Raw genomic sequence first — 21,900 nt, 5'->3', positions numbered from 1 at the left:
CCCCATCCTGCAATCAACGCATGAGATGAGGCGGCCTTGAAGCCGCTGACCGCAGAACCGGGGAGACCGCAGCTAGCGACTACATAGTAATGGACTACCTGCTGACGCCCAGGTTCAATTTAAGCGGCACCTGCCCGCTATCCCCGCTCACTGCATCGATAGCACTTTGTGCAAGCCGGGACGGCGCCAGGCCGGCTGATTGCTGCAAATATTGTTGCACACTGGCGGCACGTGCATTCGCCAGGTCTTGCAAGGCACTGTCCGGAATATTCACGCCATCTTTAAGTTGCTGCAGCATGCTGTCATACGCCGCGGGGTCTTCCGGTTTGGCGATTTCCAGATAATCCTTGAGCTTGCCCAGCACGCCGCGCTTTTTGGCATCCGGACCGCGCTCTTGTGCCAGCTGGAATACCGCCGACCGCACTTTGGGATTATGCAGATCAACCGGACCTGGCTGCTCATTCGGCGCCAGTTTCATCCCCATGCGCTGCGCCACGTCCCGGCGAATCGCCTGCTCCTGCAATGCCTTGCGATCGGCTGCCGCGTCATAGGCGGGGGTCACGGTCAGCGTCAATGCCGGGCGTTTTGCCATGGCATTTGCCACTGCCTGCAATTTTTCCTGCTCGGGGGGCGCCAGCACCGCACTGGCAGGATCAAACACCACCGCCTCCAGCTTGTCAGATTTGATGCCCAGCAAATTGCCGAGCGCACGGAAGGGAGCCGTGGCAATTTTGCCGAGCACATTCACAAACGCTTTCCAGACGACCTTGCCGTAGCTGAACTGCGGATCATCCAGGCTGCCAGATACCGGCAAATTGAGATCGATGATGCCATCGCTGTCTTCCAGCAGGGCAATCGCCAGATCCAGTGGCAGATTGACTGCATCCGGGCTATCCACATGCTCCCCGAGTCGGAGCTTGTTGATGACAAACTTGTTTTCGCCGGTCATCTGCCGCTGTTTGATCTTGTATTCCAGATCTACCGACAGCTTGCCCGACTCAATGCGGCGCCCGGCAAATTTGCCGGAATACGGCGTCAGGCGGTTCATTTCCAGATTGCGGAATGTCAGCTTGAGATCGGTAAAGTCGGTCGCCTTGAATGGCTGCAAGGAGCCACGAATGCGGGCCGAGCCATACTCATCCACCTTGCCGTCCAGCTCCACCTGCGCGGTGGTATTGGCGTCTGTCGACAGGCCATTGATCACGCCTGACAGGCTGTTGATATAGGTACCAAACTGTGGCTTGAGCGAGTAATCCGCAAACTCCAGACGTGCGCGATCTATGCGTACCCGCGAAATGCTGACCGGGAAGGTGGATGAATCCTTTGCACCGGCTGACGCCGTTTTGCTTGTGGCCTTGGCTGGCGCTTTACTTATGGTGGCTGGGGGCGTATTCGCTTTTGCCGTCGCAGGCGGATTCACAGGCTGAGTGCGCATCATGCGCTGCACATTCAGCGTTTTGTCTTCATGAATAATGAACTTGCCCTGCGGCTCCACAATCCGCAGTTCGTCCATATGCAAGCGGTCTGGCCCCAGGCTGAGCTTGAGGCTATCGCTGCCCAGGGTTTTCCAAGCCAGAAAGGTCGCGCCGCCATTTTCTTCGGCAATCGCCAGCCGGTCCACGGCAAAGCCGCCTTTGAATTGCGCACTGAATGCCTGGTCGGTCTTGAGACCTAGCTGGCCATTCAGCCTGACAGCACCGTCATTCAGCCGCAAGAGGGCGAACTGATTTATATAGGGGGCCAGCGGCTTCAGCGACAAGGCATCCAGACCCAATTTGAGGTCGGCCTTGAACGGCGACAGCGTGAGCTTGCCATCCGCATTGAACTGCCCGCCCTGCTTGATCTTGAGGCCAGCCTTGACGGGGATGCTGCGGCCAAGATCCAGCGACACATCCTGCAGCTCTATCCCTGCACGCTCAATATCCAGCACCACCGGCTTGCCGGGCGTATTGTCTTCCACGTGCACGCTGGCATCCTGCAATGCCAGCCTGGGCAGGCTCAATTTCCAGGCAGCGTTTGTTTTTTCTGTGGAACTCGCAGGGCTGGTTTTATGTTTGACCGGCGCTGACGTGACAGCGGGTGCACTGGCAGCCTCGTTTCGAGTTTCCAGCATGGCCTGCCAGTTCAGCGGCTGACTGGTGGAGCGCAAGACCTGGGCCTGCAAACCACTGAGCACTACCGCACCAAGCGTGACCGATTTCGCATCCACATCGACGGCACCATCGTGCACCTGCAGGCTGGACAATGTAGCTGCTGGCTGAGCATAGAGCGCCGATTTGAGTTGCACCGGCCCTACCCGGCTTTGAATATCCCGTACCTGCAGCTTGCCATCTTTATTCCCCAGCCCCAGCTCCAGATTAAACGCATTGAGCGCCACATCCATGGGGTGCACAAAACTGGCATCGCGGTACTCGGCCCGCCAATCCGCCAGATGCAAATGGGCGATATCGAATGTAAATGGCTGCTTGGCGGCAGCGGCCTCGGGAGCCGGGCTGGATGTTGGCACGGGTTCACCGGAAGCGGGTGGTATCAGCGATTGCCAGTCCAGGCTGCCATTAATGCTACGGGCGGCCTTGATATGCCCTGCATGCAAAACAGCATCCGCCACTTGCAAATGCTGGCGCGCAAGGTCGTAATCGATACCTTGTACATCAATGGCATCAAGTTGAAACAGGGGTGTTTTTGCCTGCTGCAGCACCAGTTTTTGCAGGCCCAGACGCATGTTCTTGAATGTCAGCTCCGTGCCTTTGCGCATGGAAAAATCCAGGCGCGGCATGGCCACAGATACCTGTTTCAGATGCAACTGCGCAGGTCCATACTGACCTTGCACTTCAGCTGCTACATTTTCAAGCGAGAGGCTGAGGTCCTGCACGATGGCTTCTGGCGTTGGATCCTGCTGATCGGCGCCTTTTACCATGGCAAAGCTGTAGGTCAGCCGGCTTTGCAATTCGCCCTGCGTGAGGCGCACGGGCAGTGCCTGATGTTTGACGATCTGCATCAAGGGGGCGAGCTTGATGCCTTGCAACTCCAACACACCCCGCGACACCAATGGATTAAGCCCGATATCGCCCTTCCATTTCAGGCTGCCACCGTCGGCAGGCAATTTCGCCACGATCAGATAGTCGCCCCTATCTTCAGGCAGGGTAGACAAACCATCCAGCTCCAACCCCAATGGTTGCAGGGCCAGTTCAAATGGCTGCGGACGGTTGCGTTCCACATAGGCCACATCCCCGCCTTCGATCAGAATATGATCAATCAGCAAGCGCGGCATGCTGGTGGATGGCGTGTCATCCTTGTCTTCATTCAGCTTGGCAATGAGATCCGCCCAATTCAGCCGTCCATCGGCGCCAACCTCAACGGCCACATGGGGAGCGGTCAGGCGTATATCCTTGATACGCCATGCAAAGCGAAACAGCCCGCTGGTTTCAAGATTGACATAGAGGCGGTCAAAGCTTGCCAGTGGCGCGCCATTTTTCTGGTTCAGCTTGAGTTGATCGATCGTGAGGATCAATCGCAAAGGATCAAACTTTACGTGCTCAACACTGGCCTGACTGGCCAGCTTGTTCTCGGCAAACCAGGGCAAGATGCGGCGTGCCAGAGGATCTACAGCCAGATAAGCAAACAGCAGGTAGGCGATAACGACGCCAGCAAAAATCTTGAATGGGGTAGTGAGCAGTAGCGTCCTGATTCTGCTTAACATGGCAGTCTCCTTCTTTTTCGGCAGTATAAAACATGCACCGGTCTGGGGCGACCTTGCTTTTGCAGAAGGAAGCTCGCGGCTTGAGGATTCTTGCCTATCGCCGAAAGCGTTGACGCCTGATGCTGGCAACCATAAAATGAGAACCATTCTCATTAAATGCCCATCGCATGTCTGCCCACCATCACGCCACCCTGCACGCACTTTATCGCGACCACCATGGCTGGCTTTCCCATTGGTTGCGAAACAAGCTGGGCTGCACCCAGCAAGCGGCAGACCTCGCCCAGAACACCTTCATGCGTGTACTGCAGTCGCGACAACTCATGCAGTTGCAGGAGCCACGGGCTTTTCTTACCGTATTGGCCAAGCGCGAACTTTATACCTTCTGGCGACGGCGCGACCTCGAGCAAGCTTATCTTGACGCGCTTGCCCAGCAGCCTCAGGCCAACCAGCCATCTCCTGAAGACATGCTGCTGATTCGCGAAGCTATCGCTGCACTGGATCAGCTATTGAATGGCCTGCCGCCCAAGGTCCGGCAGGCTTTTTTGCTGAGTCGGCTGGATGGCCTTACGCACGTCCAGATAGCTGACACCATGGCCAAATCGGTCACCACCATTGAGCGTTATATGAAGCAGGCCCTGCTGCACTGCTATCTGGCGGCTCGATGAACAACAGAAACGCCTTGGCCAGTGAGGCGGTAGATCCCGTGGTACTGACGGCCATCGACTGGATGGTGAGGCTGGACAATGGTCATGCCCCGGCAGACGTGAAAGCGGCGTTTGAGCGCTGGATAGCGGCGAGCGATCGCCACCAACAGGCCTGGCAGGAGATGACGCGCGCCTTGCAACCCGCCAGTCAATTGCAGTCAGCCCAGCATCAGTCACCTGCGCAGCTTGCTGTTATTCGTGAGGTATTAAGCGCGCCACCATCGCCTCAGCGCCGACGCCTGCTTAATGGCATGGCCCTGGTGCTTGTCGGCCTGGGAACCGCTTATCTGCTCAAGCGCTCGCCAACAGGCATGGCGCTGACTGCCGATATCGCGACTAGCACGGCAGAACGAAAAACCGTCATTCTGGCGGATGGCAGCCAATTGACGCTGGATGCCGAGTCGGCCATCGACATTCACTTCAGCGCAGGCAAACGATGGCTCACACTGCATGCTGGCGCCTGCATCGTACAGGTCGCGGCAGATCCGGCTCGCCCCTTCACCGTCGCCACAACTCACGGCTCTGTCACGGCTCTGGGCACTCGCTTTATGGTACGCCGCCAGCCAGATCGCAGCCTCGCCGTGGTGTTGCAGCACAGCGTGCTGCTTGCCGCCGGACCGCACCAGCAAGTCCTGTCAGAAGGCGAGTCCGCCTGGTTCGACAGTAACGGAATTGCACCAGCACGCGAGGACATGCGCTCTTATGCGGCATGGGAGGATGGCGTGCTTGATGTACGCAACCAGTCACTGGGCGAGGTCGTGGATGCGCTGCGCGCCTATCGCAAGGATTATCTGCGAGTATCGCCTGCGGCATCGAAACTGCGGGTATTCGGAGTATTTCAGTTGGATGACCCAGAGCGCAGCCTGCGTACGCTGGCGCAAGCCCTGCCCATACGCATCACGCACTATGGGCCATGGCTGACGCTCATTGATAACCGTTGATTGCAACATTCTGATGTCTTTTTGAGGGGTTTTGCCCGGCTCGCTGGACATGGTGTTTGTAAATCCAAATCACCAATCGCTTCAGGGAGCTATACATGACACTATCCTATTTCAAACCCAGGCTAATCCCGCTGGCCATCTCGCTAACCCTTGCAGGCATGCCTGCCTGGGCCGAGCCTCACAGTGCCAATCAAACGACGGGCCTGCACGCCACACACCAGTACGATCTGCCAGCGGACAAACTGGATGAAACGCTTATCCGTATTGCCCGGCAAAGTGGAAAGTCCATCGCCGCCGACCCGGCCTTGCTAAAAGGCAAGTCAGCCCCCGCCATTCATGGCGCGATGACTGCCGAACAGGCACTGGACAAGGCGCTCTCCGGCAGTGGATTGCAAGCCGTGACAACAGAGGCTGGTTTTAGCCTGAAACCGGTGGCGACAGACGCAGGTGCTGCCGTCGAAACCCTGCCAGAGGTGTCGGTGCTAGCGGCGGCGGAACAAACCGCCACCACCGAAAACAGCCACTCCTACACGTCCAACATGGTGTCCATCGGCAAAGGCGAACAGCGCCTGCGTGACATTCCGCAATCGCTAAGCATCGTGACGCGCCAGCGCATGGACGATCAGAACATGACCACCGTGGCAGATGCCATGCAACAAACCACCGCGATGACGGTGGTGAATTACGGCAGTAATACCGCCGGCATTTCCGTACGGGGTTATGGGCTGGACGTGATTCAAATTGATGGCATTCCGGTGCAGGATAGCCAGGGCGCATGGGGAACCAGTTCACTCGACCTGACAACTTACGATCGCATTGAAGTGTTGAGAGGCCCGGCAGGGATGCTGCAAGGAACCGGCGAGCCCGGTGGCACGGTGAATCTGGTACGAAAACGCGCGATGGCAGACTACGCGATCAAAACCAGCGTGCAGGGCGGCTCCTGGGATAATTATCGCGGCGAATTTGACGTGACGGGTGCGCTCGATAGCGAGGGCAAAGTGCGTGGACGCGTGGTTGCCATGTATCAGGACAAGAAATCCTTCATTGATCATGACTATGCACGCAAACCGCTTATCTACGGCACGCTGGAATTCGACCTGACGCCGAGAACCACGCTATCCATGGGTGCCACCATTACCAGCATGGATTCCCGTCCGACCTTTGGTCTTCCCACTTATGCGGATGGGCGTGTGGCCGATATCAGCCGTTCAACGTATATCGGCTCCGGTTGGGATAACAAGCACGAGAACAGCAACAGCTATTTCCTGGAAGCGGAGCATAAACTCGTCAGCGGCGGAGAACTCAAGGTACGCGCCAGTGCTCTGGAGCGCCGTTACGGTCTTGAAACCAGCGCCTTTGGCGACTCCTATATAGACGCCGCAGGTAACTTTGACCGTGTTTTGCTGGCCAGCAAAGGCAAAACCAGCGATTACGGTCTGGATGCCTACCTCACCCAGCCATTCACGGCGCTGGGTAAAGAACATAACCTTCTCGTCGGCCTGAACTCGCGCGTGTTTAATGCCAATACCGCCTATGCCCAGGTGTATGGAGCGACACAAAATATCTTCACTCCAGCGCGCAGTGTGGCAAAACCCGATTTTATCTACGAACCTGCCGATGTTTACCAAACCAGCCAAACGGGTATTTATGGTCAAACCCGCTTGCAAGTGCTCGACAACACCAAATTGATACTGGGCGGACGTCTGAGTAACTGGAAAAACGAAAGTAAAAGTTCGGCCGATGGCGATGCCAGCATCACGCATGAGTTCACCCCTTACGCCGGGCTTGTCTTTGATATCAACAAGCAATACTCCTTGTATGGCAGCTACAGCGATATCTTTCAGCCACAAACCGCCTTGAGTGCTGATAAAAAAATCCTGAAACCACGCACGGGCAAACAGTATGAAGTCGGCATCAAAGGCGAATTGCAGGATGGAAAGATTAACCTGCACGCGGCCCTGTTTCGCATCAACGATGAAAACCGCGCGATGACAGATCCCAACAATCCGAATTATTCCATTTCGGCGGGAGAAGTCCGCAGTCAAGGTTTTGAGTCCGAGATCAGCGGTCGCCTGCTTTCAAACTGGGATGTCATGGCAGGCTATGCCTATACCGAAACCAAATACCTGAAAGCGGATGAAGCCAACCAAGGCTTGGTATTCGCCACCGCCACACCCAAACATAACTTCAAGCTCTGGAATAAATATCGGCTTTCAGAAGCATGGGCAATTGGTGGTGGTTTGAATATCAACAGCGGTGTTTATGCATCTGATGGCACCACAAAATGGGAACAGGGAGGATATACACTGGCCTCGGCCCAGGTCAGTTATCGCATAGACCCGCACTGGGAGTTAAGCCTGACGGGGAATAACCTGTTCGACAAATCCTACTATTCACGCATGGAAGGCTGGTCACGGCAGAGCTATTTTGGCGACCCACGAAATGTAATGTTGACCTTGCGGGGCAATTTCTAGCGCCTGATGCTTGCAATTAGGGTAATAAAAAGTCGACTGCAAAGCGTGTTAAGCAAGAATTTTTCACAATCTCAACTATGCAATTGACAATCATTCTCAACTGGAGCATGATGAATTCACCAAGACATCATCTCCCGTCAAGGTAAGTCAGAAACTGGCTGGTGACCCTTAAACGCCAGCCAGCTTTCTGATCCTCTTTACTCTCTGGCAAAACACTTCCCGGGTACATTTCCTGTCTAGCACCCGAAAATTCCATTTTTTATCTCATGAAAATCATGAGCCCTGTTTCATGAGTTTGTCTCTGCCGCAGATACCCTGGTCCAGCACATAATGGTTTCGTCAAACGCCCAAGCGTTTAACTCTCCTAAGTTTGAATTTCAACGGTTACAAGGGCTATCAATATGTGGATCAAACCAGAAGTAACAGAAATGCGTTTTGGCTTTGAAGTGACCATGTACGTTTGCAATCGCTAATCTGCCAAAGAGCAGGGACATAACTGGCACATTGTTGCTGGCGTGGAACAGGAGCCTAGGCTCCTGTTTTTTTATCTGAAAAAACGCCATTCTCTTGCATTTTAATTTTCCGAAAACCTGTCTCAGCAAGCTAAAATAAAGAACATTACATAAAAAACCGTTTTATTACTTTAGCTGGAGGATTCTCATGCTGATTCAAAGCCACATCGTTGACCTGCCTACACCCACCGGTGTGATGCGTACCTATGTACACCGTCCTAAAGGCGAGGGTCGCTTCCCGGCTATTCTGTTCTATTCAGAAATTTTCCAGCAGACCGGCCCGATTGAACGCGCGGCCAAAATCATGGCTGGCCATGGTTATGCCGTGTTGGTGCCCGAAGTGTTCCATGAGCTTAATCCGATTGGCACCGTGCTGGCCTATGACGATGCAGGTCGCGACAAAGGCAATGCAGACAAGTCAGCCAAGGATGTCCAAGGCTACGATACCGATAACGTAGCGATGATCAGCTACCTGAAACAACAAGCGTGGTGCAGTGGTGACATTGGCGCCATGGGCTTCTGCATTGGCGGCCATCTGGCATTCCGTGCAGCCCTTCAGCCTGAGATCAAGGCAACCGCCTGCTTCTACGCCACCGATCTGCATACAGCGGTTATCCCGAACAAACCAGGTCAGCACAGCATGGAGCGCCTGGCCGATATCAAGGGTGAGCTGCTGATGATCTGGGGCAAGCAGGACAACCATATTCCGACCGCTGGTCGCGCCGAGGTCTATCAAAAACTGACCGAAGCCAACCTGTCATTCACCTGGCATGAGTTCAATGGCCAGCATGCCTTCATGCGTGATGAGGGCGAGCGCTATGACCCACAACTCGCCAATACAGGCTACCAGCTGGCACTGCAGCTGTTTGGCAACACGCTGAAAAAAGCCTGATGCCGCCACTAGGCTGGCATAGCAAGCGGTAGAAATTGACAGTCCATAAATGAAAGGCCGGGAAATCCTGAGTGGTTTTCCGGCCTTTTATGCATGGTCACAAGCGCATGTGACATTTTTTGACCACTCCTGATTTTTTGTACTCCCCCTCATGTCGATAAGACATCGGCGCGCCACAAACTGAGAAGTTCGAAAAAAAGCATTTAAAAATCATTAATTTAATAAATACTTATGCAAAAAGACGAGCGATTGCTGGTTTGCATAAGTATTCACCGGAAGTGGCTTACGCTTCGCAAAAATATTCAATGTGACCAATCACAGGAAATTTTAAAAAAATTTGTATATGAAGTGCCGCAAAGCTTGCCAGACTAGGTTAAGATAGGCGCTCCATCCAACAACCTTGATTGAAAACACTATGAACAAACAAGAATTGATTGAAGAAATTGCAACAAGCGCTGGTATTAGCAAGGCTGCCGCTGGCAAGGTGATTGATGCATTCACCAGCAGTGTGACTGGCGCTTTGAAGAAGGGTGACTCCGTAACCCTGATCGGTTTCGGTACCTTCGCAGTTTCGGAACGCGCTGCCCGTACTGGCCGCAATCCGCAAACCGGTAAAGAAATCAAGATTGCTGCACGCAAGGCTCCAGCCTTCCGCGCCGGCAAGGCTTTGAAGGATGCCCTGAACTAAACTGAACCACGGTTCTTTCAGTCAGGTAAAAACGCCAGCATATGCTGGCGTTTTTTTATGGTCGTGATGCATGGGAATTGATCAGAGCTTGCCGGCCGGTTTTGTACACTTCTCTGTCTTCTCGCTTTCGATTTCTTTAGCCAGTCCGTTCTTGTGTTCCACCTCAACACAAGCGCCAATGGCCAGCGGACCATGGTCGTCCTCCAGTTTGGTTTTTTCATTCACCTCTATCTGCTGGTCACCGATCACCCAGACACCCAGGTTGTTATCCGGCTTGCTCTGGATGGTGCCATAGAACTCGGTATCGGCCATGGCTGCCATGGGCAAAGCCAACAGACCTGCGATCACAAGACACGATTTCATCATGGTCTCTCTCCTTATTTATCGGTATGAATGTATTTGTAGGTGTACGCGCTGAGCGATTAAGTTCCACCCAGCGCCAATTGCACCTAGCGATGTCTAATGAAAATCATGAGGCGTGAATCATGAATGGCAGCAGGGGTTTAATAAAACCGAAGGCGCATACTGCAGTCATACGAATACAGCAAGTTATCGCTGATTCATTACCCGGATGACTTAACCAAACCAATGAGGAGAACTATCATGTGGACCAAACCAGAAGCTACCGAAATGCGTTTTGGCTTTGAAGTAACGATGTACGTTTGCAATCGCTAAACGTCACTCACATCCAAGCGCCCGCTTGTAGCGCCTGATGAGAATAAAAAAACGGAGGTTTCCCTCCGTTTTTTTATGGGCGAAAGCTACGTAAGGCTAGGACTGCACGAAACGATCCAGTATGTGCTTGGTCATGCCCTTCGCCAGCTCCTCCTCGCCATAGAACACTGTGCCTACGCCATCCTTTCTCAGCAGGGTAGATTCCTCTTCATTATGGGTGCGCACCACAATTTCAATGCTGGGTTGCAAGGTGGAAGCCGCCTCGGACATTTTGCGGAAATCGATGGTTTCCGGCGTGGCAATTACCAGCATGGACGCATTCTGAATATGCGCCTGCACCAGAACGGCAGGATCGGCGGCATTACCCGACACTGCAGCGATGCCTTTTTTGCGCAGACCTTCCACAATCTCACGGTTCTGCTCAGCAATCACAAACGGTATGCCTTGCTCGGTCAATGCCTGGGCAATACGCCGCCCGACACGGCCATAGCCCACCAGCACCACCTGGCCTTCAAGCAGCTTGCGTTCGGTGCTCATGGGCAGTTCGGCAAACGGGTCGGTACGGCGATCGAGATGCCGCGCCAGTTTTGAAAAGCTCAGCAGCCATTTTTCGATGGGTTTCGCCATAGAAAATACCAGAGGATTGAGCGCAATCGAAATCAGCGCCCCCGCCAATACCAGGCTCATGCCCTCGGCGGGCAGGATACCCAGGCTCATGCCAAGCCCGGCGAGAATGAAGGAAAACTCGCCAATTTGCGCCAGGCTGGCAGCCACCGTCAGCGCCGTATTCAGCGGATAGCGGAATGCCAGCACGATCGCCATGGCGGCAATGGATTTGCCAACAATAATAATCGCGACCACCGCCAGCACACTGAATGGCTCCTTGACCAGAATCACGGGGTCAAACAGCATGCCGACCGACACAAAAAACAGCACGGCAAACGAGTCGCGCAAGGGCAGGGATTCTTCTGCGGCACGATGACTGAATTCGGATTCGCGCATCACCATGCCCGCAAAGAAAGCGCCCAGGGCAAAGGACACGCTGAACAGCTTGGCTGCGCCAAACGCAATGCTGATGGCAGCCGCAATCACCGCCAGGGTGAATAACTCACGTGAGCCGGTCTTTGCCACATGCCACAGCAACCAGGGCAACAAACGCTTGCCGGCCACCAGCATGAATGCAATGAAAAATGAAACCTGCAAGAGGGTAAAGCCTATGGTTTGCCACAGCGGGGCGGCGCTTTCCACCTGAGCGGTACCGCCCAGTATGCCGGCCAGCGGTGGCATCAATACCAGCACCAGGACCGTGGCAAGGTCTTCCACTACCAGCCAGCCCACGGCGATTTTGCCGTTCATGCTGTCGACGATGCCCCGCGCCTCCAGCGCCTTTAGCAGCACCACCGTACTCGCACATGACAGCGCCAGGCCAAAAATCAGCCCCTCGCCCAGAGTCCAGCCCCACCAATAGGCCACACTGGCGCCCAGTACGGTTGCCAGCGTCATTTGCACGACCGCACCAGGCAAGGCAATGCGTTTGACCGCCATGAGATCCGCAATCGAGAAATGCAGGCCCACGCCAAACATGAGCAGCATGACGCCGATTTCAGACAATTGGGAAGCGATGCCGGTATCGGCAACAAAGCCTGGGGTGGCCGGGCCAATCAGAATACCGGCCAATAGATAGCCCACCAGAGCGGGCAACTTGATTTTTTCAGCAATAAAGCCGAACACCAGCGCCAGGCCGAAGCCCGCCGCAACGGTGGAGATGAGAGTGATGTTATGGTCCATAGCGCAGTTTTTTGTGAAGATTGTTATTGAACATCACTGCATTGAAAATCAGCTACAGTGCGGTAAGCGGGGCCGCATTTTATCGGTGAAGGATCCCATTGCATGCAAAAAAGCCTGTATTGACCAGCCCGCCAGGCTAAGCACTTGCAGAGCCTAACTCTGCTGTCTTCCCGTTTTTTTATTGATGATGCTTCACTAAAAAGTGATTCCCCAACATAAGGGAGTCTCATCATTAAAAATGGTTCGCATCTGATTCAAGGATTATGAACGATGAATAGCAGGGCGCCCCAGATCAGGGCTCTGCCGCGGGCTACCACTGGAAATCTTTGATCAGGAAATCTTCCAGGCCATCATTGTCTTGGGGACGTGCAGACAAAGTCACCACCCGCCCGAGACGCTTGGACTCCCAGGTAAAATCCCCTTTGTAATCACGCCGGATAATCTCGATCATCCGTTTGACCACCGCCCGGCGGATATCGCCATCAGGTGGAGCTTCCACCTCGATATATTCGGTGCGGGGGTTGCTGAAGTAGCGCCAGCCGCGGAATACAAATTTGGCTCCGCGTGAGCTCATCTGGGTAATCTGGAACACACCGCCGCCGGCTTCCTTCAGGTTGCGCTGAATATTGGCCTCGCGAATCTCGTCCGCTGTGGGGCCACGATCCTTGGCCGCGGCGTCTTCATTCAGGATGGAAGGATCGCCCTGCGCACGTCGCCTGTCCTGCTGCTGTTTGACGTAGCTCATCATGTCGGTCGGTGGAGGCGACATATCCGGCTCCGGCGCAGGCTGGGGTGGAACGCGCCTATCCAGCGGAGTGGGAGCTTGATCGCGTGCAGGCGGCTGAGCCGCCATGACGGGAGGCGAAGTCGGTTTGCTTGGCTTGCTTACCGGTTTGCTAACAGCCTTCGGGGGCGCTTTAGGCGCCGGGGCGGGCTCAGGCTCGGCCTGCGTACTGGGTTGCGGCGTCTCCGCAGCTTTGGGCGCCGCCTTGGGGCCCAGCTGCATCACAATCTGGCTGGATTCGGCAGGCTCCGCTTCCGGGCCCGAATCCAGGGGATGAATAATGACAGTAAACAGCAGAATCGCGTGTATCAGCAGCGAAATCACAATCGCGATCAGCGTATTGCGGCTGATACGAATCTGCAGCATGCGATCACCCTTGGGACGTTTATCCCAGGAAAAAGCGGCCGCGGCAGAGGTGGGCAGTTGCGAAGAGGGCTGTTTGTTAATCAACACGGGTTCTTGTGAGCTTGATGCTGGTCTAAATCGCCATATTGGAGCCATGCCACCCGAGATGGTTGCATGAACGACCATAAGCTTAACATCAAGCGTAATCGCGTAATGTTAAAAAAAGTAATCATCACTTGGTGGCAGATGGCGCCATATTCGTTTGCGAGCTTGGGCTCGTGTTGCCTGCTTTTAAAAAAAATCGAAACTTTGCCGCCCAAAAGCCTACTAAAAGGTAACAGGGGAAACTTACAACACCCTGACCATCCCACCATGTCAGGAGTGGCTGAATGTAGATTATCTTTTAAAAACAACAGCAAAAGGGAACTCCATTGCAATTACAACCTCACCATAAAGACATGGGCTCATGCGTTGCCTTGTTTGGCGAAGTATTAGCCGATGTTTTTCCTGATGGCCATATTCTCGGCGGCGCTCCTTTCAATGTGGCGCGGCATCTGCAGGGCTTTGGTCTTAACCCCGTGATGATTTCCCGCACGGGAAACGATGCCCTGCGCGAAGAATTGCTGGCCGAGATGAACGCCCGCGGCATGGATACCTCCGGTATCCAGTGCGATCCCCAATATCCCACCGGCCAGGTCACTGTGCATATGGATGCCGGTGGTCATCGCTTTGAAATCCTGCCGTATCAGGCATACGACTATATCCACGCGGGTGTGACGCACATGCTGACCATGTCCATCAAGCCTGACCTGGTCTACTTTGGCACGCTGGCCCAGCGCAATATGGAGTCGCGCCTTGCCCTGGATAATTTTCTCAACGACGCCCGCAGCCCGCGCTTTCTTGATCTCAACCTGCGTGCGCCCTGGTATGACAAACATACGGTGCGACGTTCGCTGTTGCGTGCCGATATTGTCAAGATGAATGAAGACGAACTGGGCGCGCTGGCAGTGCTGCTGCGCCTGCCCGGAAAGTCGTTGCCTGAGCTGGCAATGGCGATGCTCAAGCGCTTCAATCTCAAACTGGTGGTGATCACACGCGGCGAGCAGGGCGCGTGGCAATTGAATGCCAGCGGTGAGTTGCAGGAAACCGGGCCACAAGCCATGGCGCAGCCTTTGCAGGATACGGTAGGCGCGGGCGATGCCTTTGCCGCCGTCTATATACTGGGCCATCTGCAGGGATGGGAAGCCAGCCTCACCCTCACCCGCGCCAACCAGTTTGCCAGCGCGCTCTGTGCCATCCGTGGCGCTGCGCCGCATGACCTCGGGTTTTACCAGCCCTTTGTGCAGGAGTGGCTATCATGATCACCGCCAGCGATAGCCCGCTGTATGTATTGATGATCAGCCTGCATGGCTTGATCCGGGGTTACGACCTGGAGCTGGGCCGCGATGCGGATACCGGTGGCCAGATCACCTATGTGGTGGAGCTGTCGCGCACGCTTGCTGCGCACCCCGAGATCGGCAAGGTCGATCTGCTGACCCGTGCCATCCTTGACCCTGCGGTCTCGCCCGAATATGCCCAGCCGGAAGAAGTACTATCGGCAGGCGCCCGCATTATCCGCCTGCCCTTTGGCCCCAAGCGCTATCTGCGTAAGGAGCTGATGTGGCCTTATCTGGATGAGCTGGTGGATCGTTGCCTGCATTATCTGCGGCAACAGGGCCGCCTGCCTGATCTGATCCATACCCACTATGCCGATGCCGGCTATGTCGGCCAGCAATTGTCACTGCTGCTGGGGATTCCCCAGGTGCATACCGGTCATTCACTGGGCCGCACCAAGCGTGAGCGCCTGCTGGCAAGTGGCCGCAAGCAGCATGCCATTGAACGCCAGTTCAATCTGGAGCGCCGCATTGCGGTGGAAGAAGACATTCTCAAGCACGCCGCGTTTGTAGTGACCAGCACGCGTCAGGAGATCGACTCGCAGTACGGCATTTATCACAACGTTGACCAGCAACGCTTTGTGGTGATTCCGCCGGGCACCGACACCAAACGCTTCTCACCCCCGGGCAGGCGCAAGATTCAATCTGACCCGCAGCAACAGATAGACCGTTTTCTCAGCGACCCGGACAAGCCCATCATCCTTGCCATCTGCCGCCCCGACCTGCGCAAGAACCTAAAAGGCCTGGTGAATGCCTACGGGCAATCACAGGAACTGCAGGAAAGGGCCAATCTGGTCATCGTCGCCGGCACGCGCGAAGATATACGCGCCATGGAAGAGTCGCAGCAACAGGTGATGCAGAACCTGCTGCTGGATATCGACAAGTATGACCTGTGGGGCAAGGTCGCCATTCCCAAGCAGATATCGCAGGATGCGATTCCCGAGCTTTACCGGCTGGCCGCCAGAAGACGCGGTGTATTTGTGAACTCTGCCCTGACCGAGCCATTTGGCCTGACCCTGATTGAAGCCGCCGCCAGTGGCCTGCCCTTTGTGGCACCGGATGACGGTGGCCCGCGCGATATCGTGCGCAATTGCCGCAATGGCCTCTTGGCCAATACCCTGGAATGCGAGGCGATAGGCCAGGCGCTGACCACCGCACTGGCAGACCGCAAGCAATGGCGCGCCTGGTCGGCCAACGGCCTGCTCGGCGTCAAACGCCATTACAGCTGGGATGCGCATGTTGCCAAGTACATGAAGGAGATACGGCAGGTACTGCGCCGCAACCGTAAAGGTGTGCGCCGTCATCACGCGCTGCTGCTGGATTCTGGCAAATCGCAAATGCCCTTGGTCGAGCGCACCCTCATCAGCGATATCGATAACACCCTGCTGGGCGAACGCGCTTCTCTGCAACAGCTGATGCAGTGGTTGAGCCGCAACAAGGGCAAGCTGGCGTTTGGCATTGCGACCGGACGGCCAGTGGAAAGCGCGATTGCCATCCTGAAAAAATGGCAGGTGCCGCAGCCGGAAATCCTGATTACCTCGGTTGGCAGCGAGATTCATTATGGCGCCAAACTGATTCCGGATATGGGCTGGGCCAACCATATTCGGCATATGTGGCGCCGCGATGATCTGCAACAAGCCCTCACCGGCATCCCCGGGCTCACCTTGCAAGCGCCGGAAAACCAGCGCGAATTCAAGCTGAGTTATATCGTAGACCCCGAACGCATGCCGACCATCAAGGAGCTGTACCGCCTGCTGGGCGAGCGCAAGTTACGGGCTCAGTTAATCTATTCGCATCAGGAGTTTCTCGACATTTTGCCTATTCGCGCCTCCAAAGGGCATGCCATCCGCTATCTGGCCTACAAGTGGGGCTTGCCGCTGGAAAACTTCCTGGTGGCTGGCGACTCCGGCAATGATCAGGAGATGCTGGTCGGCAATACCCAGGCCATCGTCGTCGGCAATTACAGCCCCGAATTGCAGACGTTGAAAGGCATGCACAGCGTGTATTTTGCCTCAAGGCATTTTGCCGCCGGCATACTGGAAGGGCTGAGTCATTATGGTCTGCTGGGCATCCCCATCAGCACAGCCCCGCAAATCCCGGATGCGGAAGAGAGCGAGGTGCCGCATGTATGAGCAGGTCTCGCATTCCCTGCTGAATGACATCCTGATCGGCCTGAAGCCCGAGATCAAGAAACACAATCTTCAGCATTTCTATATCCGGCTGGGCGCCAATTTTTACGCCATTTATTCGCTTTTTCATACCCTGTATGGCGAACGGCCGGATTACAAACAGCAATTGGGCAAGCTGGTGGAAACCCTTACGCGGCAATACCTGAATCGTGCGCCGCATCTGCGCGAGCAGGATCTGGCGCGGGAAAAAGACCATACCTGGTTCCTGAGCCAGAAATGGGTGGGCTTCGCCATGTATTGTCAGGAATTCGCCGGTGATCTGCAGGGCGTACAGCGTCATCTGCATTTCCTGCAGGACCTCGGTATCAACCTGCTGCACATCATGCCCATCATGGATTGCCCTCAAGGCAAGAGCGATGGCGGGTATGCCGTGCGCGATTTCCGCCAGCTGGATCCGCGCTATGGCACGCTGGCCGATCTCGATGCCCTGATCAGCAACCTGAAAAAGCGTGACATGCTGCTGGCGCTGGATGTGGTGGTCAACCACACCTCGGACGAGCACGAGTGGGCGATCAAGGCACGGCAGGGCGACCCCAAATACCAGGATTACTACTACATGTTCGACAACCGCGAGTTGCCGGATTTATATGAAGAATCCATGCTGGAGGTCTTCCCGGAAACGGCGCCGGGCAATTTCACCTGGAATGCAGAAGCCAATAAATGGGTGATGACGGTATTCAACCAGTTCCAGTGGGATCTGAACTACCGCAACCCGGCGGTGCTGATCGAGATGATCGACATCATTCTGTACTGGGCCAATCACGGCGTGGATATTTTGCGGCTGGATGCCGTGGCCTTCCTATGGAAAAAAATCGGCAGCAGTTGCCAGAATGAGCGCGAGGCCCACCTGATACTGCAATTGATGAAGGATTGCTGCCAGGTAACCGCCCCCGGCGTTTTGTTTATTGCGGAAGCGATTGTGGCGCCACCCGAAGTCATCAAGTACTTTGGCGAAGATGCCATCAATGCCAAGGAATGCGAGATTGCCTATAACGCCACCCTCATGGCGCTACTGTGGGAAGGCGTTGCCACCAAAAAGGCCTCGCTGCTCAACAAGGGCATACGCAATATTCCCAACAAGCTGGAACGCGCTACCTGGCTTAACTATCTGCGCTGCCATGACGACATCGGCCTGGGCTTTGATGATAACGATATCCGCCAGGCAGGCTATGAACCCTGGGCCCATCGGCAATTCCTGATCGATTATTACACCGGCAACCGGGACGACTCCATCGCCCGCGGCGTCGCCTTTGGCCGTAACGATAAAACCGGCGATGCCCGCATTTCCGGCTCGCTTGCCTCCCTGGCCGGGCTGGAAACCGCGCTGAACCGCCAGGACGAGACCGCGATTGATACCAGCATACGCACCATATTGCTGTTGCATAGCATCATCCTGTCTTTCGGCGGCATTCCCCTGCTGTATTACGCGGACCCACTGGGCACGCTCAACGATACCTCGTATCTGGAAGACGAACTCAAATACAACGACAGCCGCTGGGTACACCGGCCCCGCATGAACTGGGAAAAGGCTGAACTGCGCCAGCAGCCGGGCACGGTGGAATATCGGATTTTCAATGGATTGAAAAAGTTGATTGCGCTGCGCAAGGAACTACCCGCGCTGGCCGATCTGAACAATCGCGAGCTGTTTGAGCTGGAAAACCCGCATCTTCTGGTGTATTCGCGCTTTGACCCGCTGAACAGCCAGGCCCGCGTGCTGGTGGTCAACAACTTTGACCATAACGCCCAAGCCATGCCGCTGGAGCAACTGCGGCGCGCCGGTTTTTTCACCCACGGCACCGTGCAAGAGACGATCTCGGCAGATAGCTATGCATGCGCTGAAGACAGTTTGCTCATCCCGCCACTCACCGCGTGCTGGTTCAAGACCTGAACCACACCGCCCGGCAGGCCTGATGATGGCACACCATGCTGATCATCGCCCGCCAACACATGCAACAGGAGACACCATGGAACACTATCTCATTCAGCTTGGCATTGAAGACTTTCAGAAATTCTGGGAGATCGCCAAGGTATTTCTCAAGATTGTCCTGATACTGGCTATCGCCTGGCTGGCGATGCGCGTCTTCAACCGCATGCTGCTGGCACTGAAAACGCACCTGCTCACGCATGCGCAGGACAACCCGGAAGAGATCAAGCGCGTGCAAACCCTGGGGCGCGTGTTCCGCTACATTGCCACCGTGCTGATTTCCGTGATCACCATCATGGAGATACTGAACGAGCTGGGCGTATCCATTGCGCCTATTCTGGCGGCAGCAGGGGTGGTAGGTGTGGCAGTCGGCTTTGGCGCACAGAGTCTGATCAAGGATTATTTCACCGGCTTTTTCCTGCTGCTGGAAAACCAGATCAGGCAGGGGGATGTGGTGGATGCCGGCGGTAAAAGCGGCTTTGTGGAAGAAGTGACGCTACGCTACATCAAACTGCGCGACTATGATGGCAATGTGCATTTCATTCCCAACGGCGTTATTTCCACCGTGACCAATATGAGCCGCACCTTTGCTTTTTCCGTGATTGATGTGCGCGTGGCTTTCCGCGAAAACGTGGAAACCGTGATGACGCTGATGCGCGAAGTCGCACATGATCTGAAAGCGGACCCAGACTTTAATCAGAAAATACTGGATGATCTGGAGATGGCCGGGGTGGATCGCTGGGATGATTCAGCAGTGATCATCAAATGCCGTTTCAAGGTGTTGCCATTGGAGCAATGGACCGTGCGTCGCGAATACCTGAAGCGCCTGAAGCACGCTTTCGATGATGTCGGTATCGAGATTCCTTATCCTCACCTGACCATTTCGGCGGGCCAGATGCGGGGCGAAAACAGCCCTGCCATGGACAGCATGAATTAAATAGCAGAGGTGTCAGAGATGCGCCGGGAGCTTAATGCGGAAAAGCCAAAACCTCAGCTGCATTCGGCGCCAGGCGCCAGCAATGTCAGACGCAATCGCCGCTGGCTAGCGTCATCTTGACGATTTCGCGGCGTAGCTCAAGCTCGCGTTGCTGGGTTTTATACAGCGTGGTTTGCGTGAAGCGGTCGGGGATTTCCAACACATTCAGATACTCCGGCTGAAACGCAGGAGCGGGGATCAGATAGTCAAAACTTGCGGCATGCATGTCAATTCCTTGTGGGATATCGGGTTAATACTCGGGCTGAAATTGTGTTTCAGCGCCATTAAGAGCACACGAAAATCAAAAGATTCCCGCGCACTCGCAGTTTATTTGGAATTTGCGGATAGCAAACCGCCAAACTAAGCTGATATCGTCCAGCAAATTGATTTCTTTAGCGTATTGCCAGAATTATTTGCCTAAGAAGGCGTCCGGCAGGCATTAATGCAGTTCATGCAAGTGCAAGCGGCGCAACCGCGGCGCCAGGCGGGCCGTGGCGGCGACGACTGCCAGGGTCATGGTGCCACCAAAAATCACCGAGGGCACCAGCCCCATCAGCCGTGCGCTGACGCCGGACTCAAACGCCCCCAGCTCATTGGATGAGCCGATGAAGATGCCGTTGATGGCAGACACGCGGCCACGCATGGCATCCGGCGTCATCAACTGCATGATGGTGGTGCGCAGCACTACCGAAATCCCGTCAAAGACGCCCGAGAGTGCCAGCAAAAAGGCGGCCAGCCAGAAATGCGCCGTCAGGCCAAACAGGATAATGCTGACGCCAAAGCCAGCCACTGCCATCAGCAGGTATTTGCCCGCATGCCGATTCAGCGGGTGACGCGCCAGCACGATACCAATGATCACCGCGCCGACCGCAGGTGCGGCCCGCAGTATGCCCAGACCTTCGGGGCCATGATGATACACATCATGTATGAACGCAGGCAGCATGGCGACCGCGCCACCAAACAGCACCGCGAACATGTCCAGCGCCTGGGCACCCAGCACAATCTGGTTGCTAAAAACAAAGCGCAAGCCTTGTCCTATGCTGGTAAACACCGGCACGCTCTCGGCCGGGGGTGGCTCAACCACCCGTATGCTAAGGATAGCGACCGCGGCCATCACGGCGAATCCGGCAGACACCAGGTAGGCCACGCTGACCGTGGTCCAGCCTACCAGAATGCCACCCAGGGCAGGGCCCATCACCAGCCCGATCTGAAATATGGAACTGCCCACCCCGGCCGCACGGCCAAATTCGCTACGCGGAATTACCAGGGCAAACAAGGCGCTGAAGGAAGGGCCAATAAACGCCCGGGCAAACCCGACACATACAATCGAACCATAAATCCAGTAGGTCGGATTCCCCGGCAGATAGCCTGCGGATACCGCCGCCAGCGTCAGGGCATTCAACATCAGCACGCCCCCGGCCATGGCGCCAAAAAATCGCCGGGAGTGATGGTCTACCGCGTAGCCAGCGAACAAGGCGGTGCAGATATAGGGCACCACTTCGGCCAGCCCGATAAGGCCCAATGACAGCGGATCGCGGGTGAGTTGGTAAATATGCCACCCCACGACCACAGCCACGATCTGGTAAGAAAAAATCACCGAAAGGCGGAAGGCCATCAATTTCAGGAAAGAAGGGGTCTTGAGCAGGGGAAATTGGGCAGAATCTGTGGAAGAGGTCATAGCAGCGTTCGGTCTAAAAACGCATTTTACGGGAAACTGGAGCGAAATATGCTTGAAATTCCGTGTGACATTGGCGTCATGGGCATCACATCAACGCGATAGTCAGGCCACAGGCTGTGCAGAGATAAACATATGCAGCTAACGGTATGGTTTACACCTGTTAACGATTGGGGTTAAATGATGCAACAGCATAATTA

At 55.3% G+C, this 21,900-nt stretch carries 16 protein-coding genes and 1 pseudogene; 11 read left to right on the top strand and 6 right to left on the bottom strand.

Annotated elements, in window-relative coordinates; translation table 11 throughout:
• Window positions 1-94 precede the first annotated feature (94 nt).
• Window positions 95-3,700, bottom strand: a complete 3,606-nt coding sequence (locus tag FNL37_RS00735; protein WP_159354800.1) for a DUF748 domain-containing protein — start codon at window positions 3,698-3,700, stop codon at window positions 95-97.
• Window positions 3,701-3,867: 167 nt separating this feature from the next.
• Between FNL37_RS00735 and FNL37_RS00730 the strand changes: the two genes are divergently transcribed.
• From FNL37_RS00730 to FNL37_RS00705, 6 genes and pseudogenes are all read left to right on the top strand, one after another.
• Window positions 3,868-4,365, top strand: coding sequence for a sigma-70 family RNA polymerase sigma factor (locus tag FNL37_RS00730; RefSeq protein WP_159354799.1), 498 nt, complete (start codon window positions 3,868-3,870; stop codon window positions 4,363-4,365).
• Window positions 4,362-5,345 (top strand): FecR family protein, encoded by a 984-nt coding sequence (locus FNL37_RS00725; protein WP_159354798.1) that lies wholly within the window; start codon window positions 4,362-4,364, stop codon window positions 5,343-5,345. Before FNL37_RS00730 ends, FNL37_RS00725 begins: the two co-directional genes overlap by 4 nt.
• Before the next feature lie 95 nt (window positions 5,346-5,440).
• Window positions 5,441-7,819, top strand: coding sequence for a TonB-dependent siderophore receptor (locus FNL37_RS00720; RefSeq protein WP_159354797.1), 2,379 nt, complete (start codon window positions 5,441-5,443; stop codon window positions 7,817-7,819).
• Between the two features lie 401 nt (window positions 7,820-8,220).
• Complete coding sequence (pqqA, locus tag FNL37_RS14045; RefSeq protein WP_013443459.1) at window positions 8,221-8,292, top strand: pyrroloquinoline quinone precursor peptide PqqA; 72 nt, start codon at window positions 8,221-8,223, stop codon at window positions 8,290-8,292.
• 187 nt (window positions 8,293-8,479) lie between these two features.
• On the top strand, window positions 8,480-9,223 hold the full coding sequence (locus FNL37_RS00710) for a dienelactone hydrolase family protein (protein ID WP_159354796.1): 744 nt from the start codon (window positions 8,480-8,482) through the stop codon (window positions 9,221-9,223).
• 397 nt (window positions 9,224-9,620) lie between these two features.
• Window positions 9,621-9,911: pseudogene (locus FNL37_RS00705) on the top strand (HU family DNA-binding protein); the annotation flags it as partial.
• 81 nt (window positions 9,912-9,992) lie between these two features.
• Here the strand turns inward: FNL37_RS00705 and FNL37_RS00700 are convergent.
• The gene (locus FNL37_RS00700) at window positions 9,993-10,277 is read right to left on the bottom strand and encodes a DUF5666 domain-containing protein (RefSeq protein WP_013443463.1); all 285 of its coding nucleotides are present in this window, start codon (window positions 10,275-10,277) and stop codon (window positions 9,993-9,995) included.
• Between the two features lie 237 nt (window positions 10,278-10,514).
• Here FNL37_RS00700 and pqqA (FNL37_RS14040) point away from each other — a divergent pair, with 237 nt between their 5' ends.
• Window positions 10,515-10,586 carry a pyrroloquinoline quinone precursor peptide PqqA gene (gene pqqA / locus FNL37_RS14040; RefSeq protein ID WP_013440845.1) on the top strand — a complete coding sequence of 24 codons (72 nt, stop codon included), beginning with the start codon at window positions 10,515-10,517 and terminating at the stop codon, window positions 10,584-10,586.
• A 96-nt stretch (window positions 10,587-10,682) separates the two neighbouring features.
• Here pqqA (FNL37_RS14040) and FNL37_RS00690 read toward each other — a convergent pair whose 3' ends face one another.
• Entirely contained in the window at window positions 10,683-12,374 is a 1,692-nt protein-coding gene (locus FNL37_RS00690) for a cation:proton antiporter domain-containing protein (protein ID WP_159354795.1), read from the bottom strand.
• 310 nt (window positions 12,375-12,684) lie between these two features.
• Window positions 12,685-13,611 carry a hypothetical protein gene (locus FNL37_RS00685; RefSeq protein WP_159354794.1) on the bottom strand — a complete coding sequence of 309 codons (927 nt, stop codon included), beginning with the start codon at window positions 13,609-13,611 and terminating at the stop codon, window positions 12,685-12,687.
• 350 nt (window positions 13,612-13,961) lie between these two features.
• Between FNL37_RS00685 and FNL37_RS00680 the strand changes: the two genes are divergently transcribed.
• The 4 genes from FNL37_RS00680 to FNL37_RS00665 all read left to right on the top strand — a co-directional run bounded on the left by FNL37_RS00680 (window position 13,962) and on the right by FNL37_RS00665 (window position 19,986).
• Window positions 13,962-14,864, top strand: coding sequence for a carbohydrate kinase family protein (locus tag FNL37_RS00680; RefSeq protein WP_159356127.1), 903 nt, complete (start codon window positions 13,962-13,964; stop codon window positions 14,862-14,864).
• Window positions 14,861-17,068, top strand: coding sequence for an HAD-IIB family hydrolase (locus FNL37_RS00675; protein WP_159354793.1), 2,208 nt, complete (start codon window positions 14,861-14,863; stop codon window positions 17,066-17,068). The genes FNL37_RS00680 and FNL37_RS00675 overlap by 4 nt, the downstream gene beginning before the upstream one ends.
• Complete coding sequence (locus tag FNL37_RS00670; protein ID WP_015831204.1) at window positions 17,061-19,013, top strand: alpha-amylase family protein; 1,953 nt, start codon at window positions 17,061-17,063, stop codon at window positions 19,011-19,013. The genes FNL37_RS00675 and FNL37_RS00670 overlap by 8 nt, the downstream gene beginning before the upstream one ends.
• A gap of 76 nt (window positions 19,014-19,089) precedes the next feature.
• Window positions 19,090-19,986, top strand: coding sequence for a mechanosensitive ion channel family protein (locus tag FNL37_RS00665; protein WP_159354792.1), 897 nt, complete (start codon window positions 19,090-19,092; stop codon window positions 19,984-19,986).
• An 85-nt stretch (window positions 19,987-20,071) separates the two neighbouring features.
• Here the strand turns inward: FNL37_RS00665 and FNL37_RS00660 are convergent, their stop codons facing one another.
• Window positions 20,072-20,251, bottom strand: a complete 180-nt coding sequence (locus tag FNL37_RS00660; RefSeq protein ID WP_013443470.1) for a hypothetical protein — start codon at window positions 20,249-20,251, stop codon at window positions 20,072-20,074.
• 213 nt (window positions 20,252-20,464) lie between these two features.
• Window positions 20,465-21,703, bottom strand: a complete 1,239-nt coding sequence (locus tag FNL37_RS00655) for an MFS transporter (protein WP_015831206.1) — start codon at window positions 21,701-21,703, stop codon at window positions 20,465-20,467.
• Between the last annotated feature and the right edge of the window lie 197 nt (window positions 21,704-21,900).

Source organism: Methylovorus glucosotrophus (assembly GCF_009858335.1).
GTDB lineage: Bacteria > Pseudomonadota > Gammaproteobacteria > Burkholderiales > Methylophilaceae > Methylovorus > Methylovorus glucosotrophus.
Note: the sequence above shows the minus strand (reverse complement) of the source record. Positions and strands in the feature narration are given on the sequence as shown.

What these genes read in the sequence shown, in the direction of transcription:
- FNL37_RS00735 (WP_159354800.1), bottom strand. Translation starts at nt 3,700, where the DNA reads ATGTTAAGCAGAATCAGGACGCTACTGCTCACTACCCCATTCAAGATT.
- FNL37_RS00730 (WP_159354799.1), top strand. Translation starts at nt 3,868, where the DNA reads ATGTCTGCCCACCATCACGCCACCCTGCACGCACTTTATCGCGACCAC.
- FNL37_RS00725 (WP_159354798.1), top strand. Translation starts at nt 4,362, where the DNA reads ATGAACAACAGAAACGCCTTGGCCAGTGAGGCGGTAGATCCCGTGGTA.
- FNL37_RS00720 (WP_159354797.1), top strand. Translation starts at nt 5,441, where the DNA reads ATGACACTATCCTATTTCAAACCCAGGCTAATCCCGCTGGCCATCTCG.
- FNL37_RS00710 (WP_159354796.1), top strand. Translation starts at nt 8,480, where the DNA reads ATGCTGATTCAAAGCCACATCGTTGACCTGCCTACACCCACCGGTGTG.
- FNL37_RS00700 (WP_013443463.1), bottom strand. Translation starts at nt 10,277, where the DNA reads ATGATGAAATCGTGTCTTGTGATCGCAGGTCTGTTGGCTTTGCCCATG.
- FNL37_RS00690 (WP_159354795.1), bottom strand. Translation starts at nt 12,374, where the DNA reads ATGGACCATAACATCACTCTCATCTCCACCGTTGCGGCGGGCTTCGGC.
- FNL37_RS00680 (WP_159356127.1), top strand. Translation starts at nt 13,962, where the DNA reads ATGGGCTCATGCGTTGCCTTGTTTGGCGAAGTATTAGCCGATGTTTTT.
- FNL37_RS00675 (WP_159354793.1), top strand. Translation starts at nt 14,861, where the DNA reads ATGATCACCGCCAGCGATAGCCCGCTGTATGTATTGATGATCAGCCTG.
- FNL37_RS00670 (WP_015831204.1), top strand. Translation starts at nt 17,061, where the DNA reads ATGTATGAGCAGGTCTCGCATTCCCTGCTGAATGACATCCTGATCGGC.
- FNL37_RS00665 (WP_159354792.1), top strand. Translation starts at nt 19,090, where the DNA reads ATGGAACACTATCTCATTCAGCTTGGCATTGAAGACTTTCAGAAATTC.
- FNL37_RS00660 (WP_013443470.1), bottom strand. Translation starts at nt 20,251, where the DNA reads ATGCATGCCGCAAGTTTTGACTATCTGATCCCCGCTCCTGCGTTTCAG.
- FNL37_RS00655 (WP_015831206.1), bottom strand. Translation starts at nt 21,703, where the DNA reads ATGACCTCTTCCACAGATTCTGCCCAATTTCCCCTGCTCAAGACCCCT.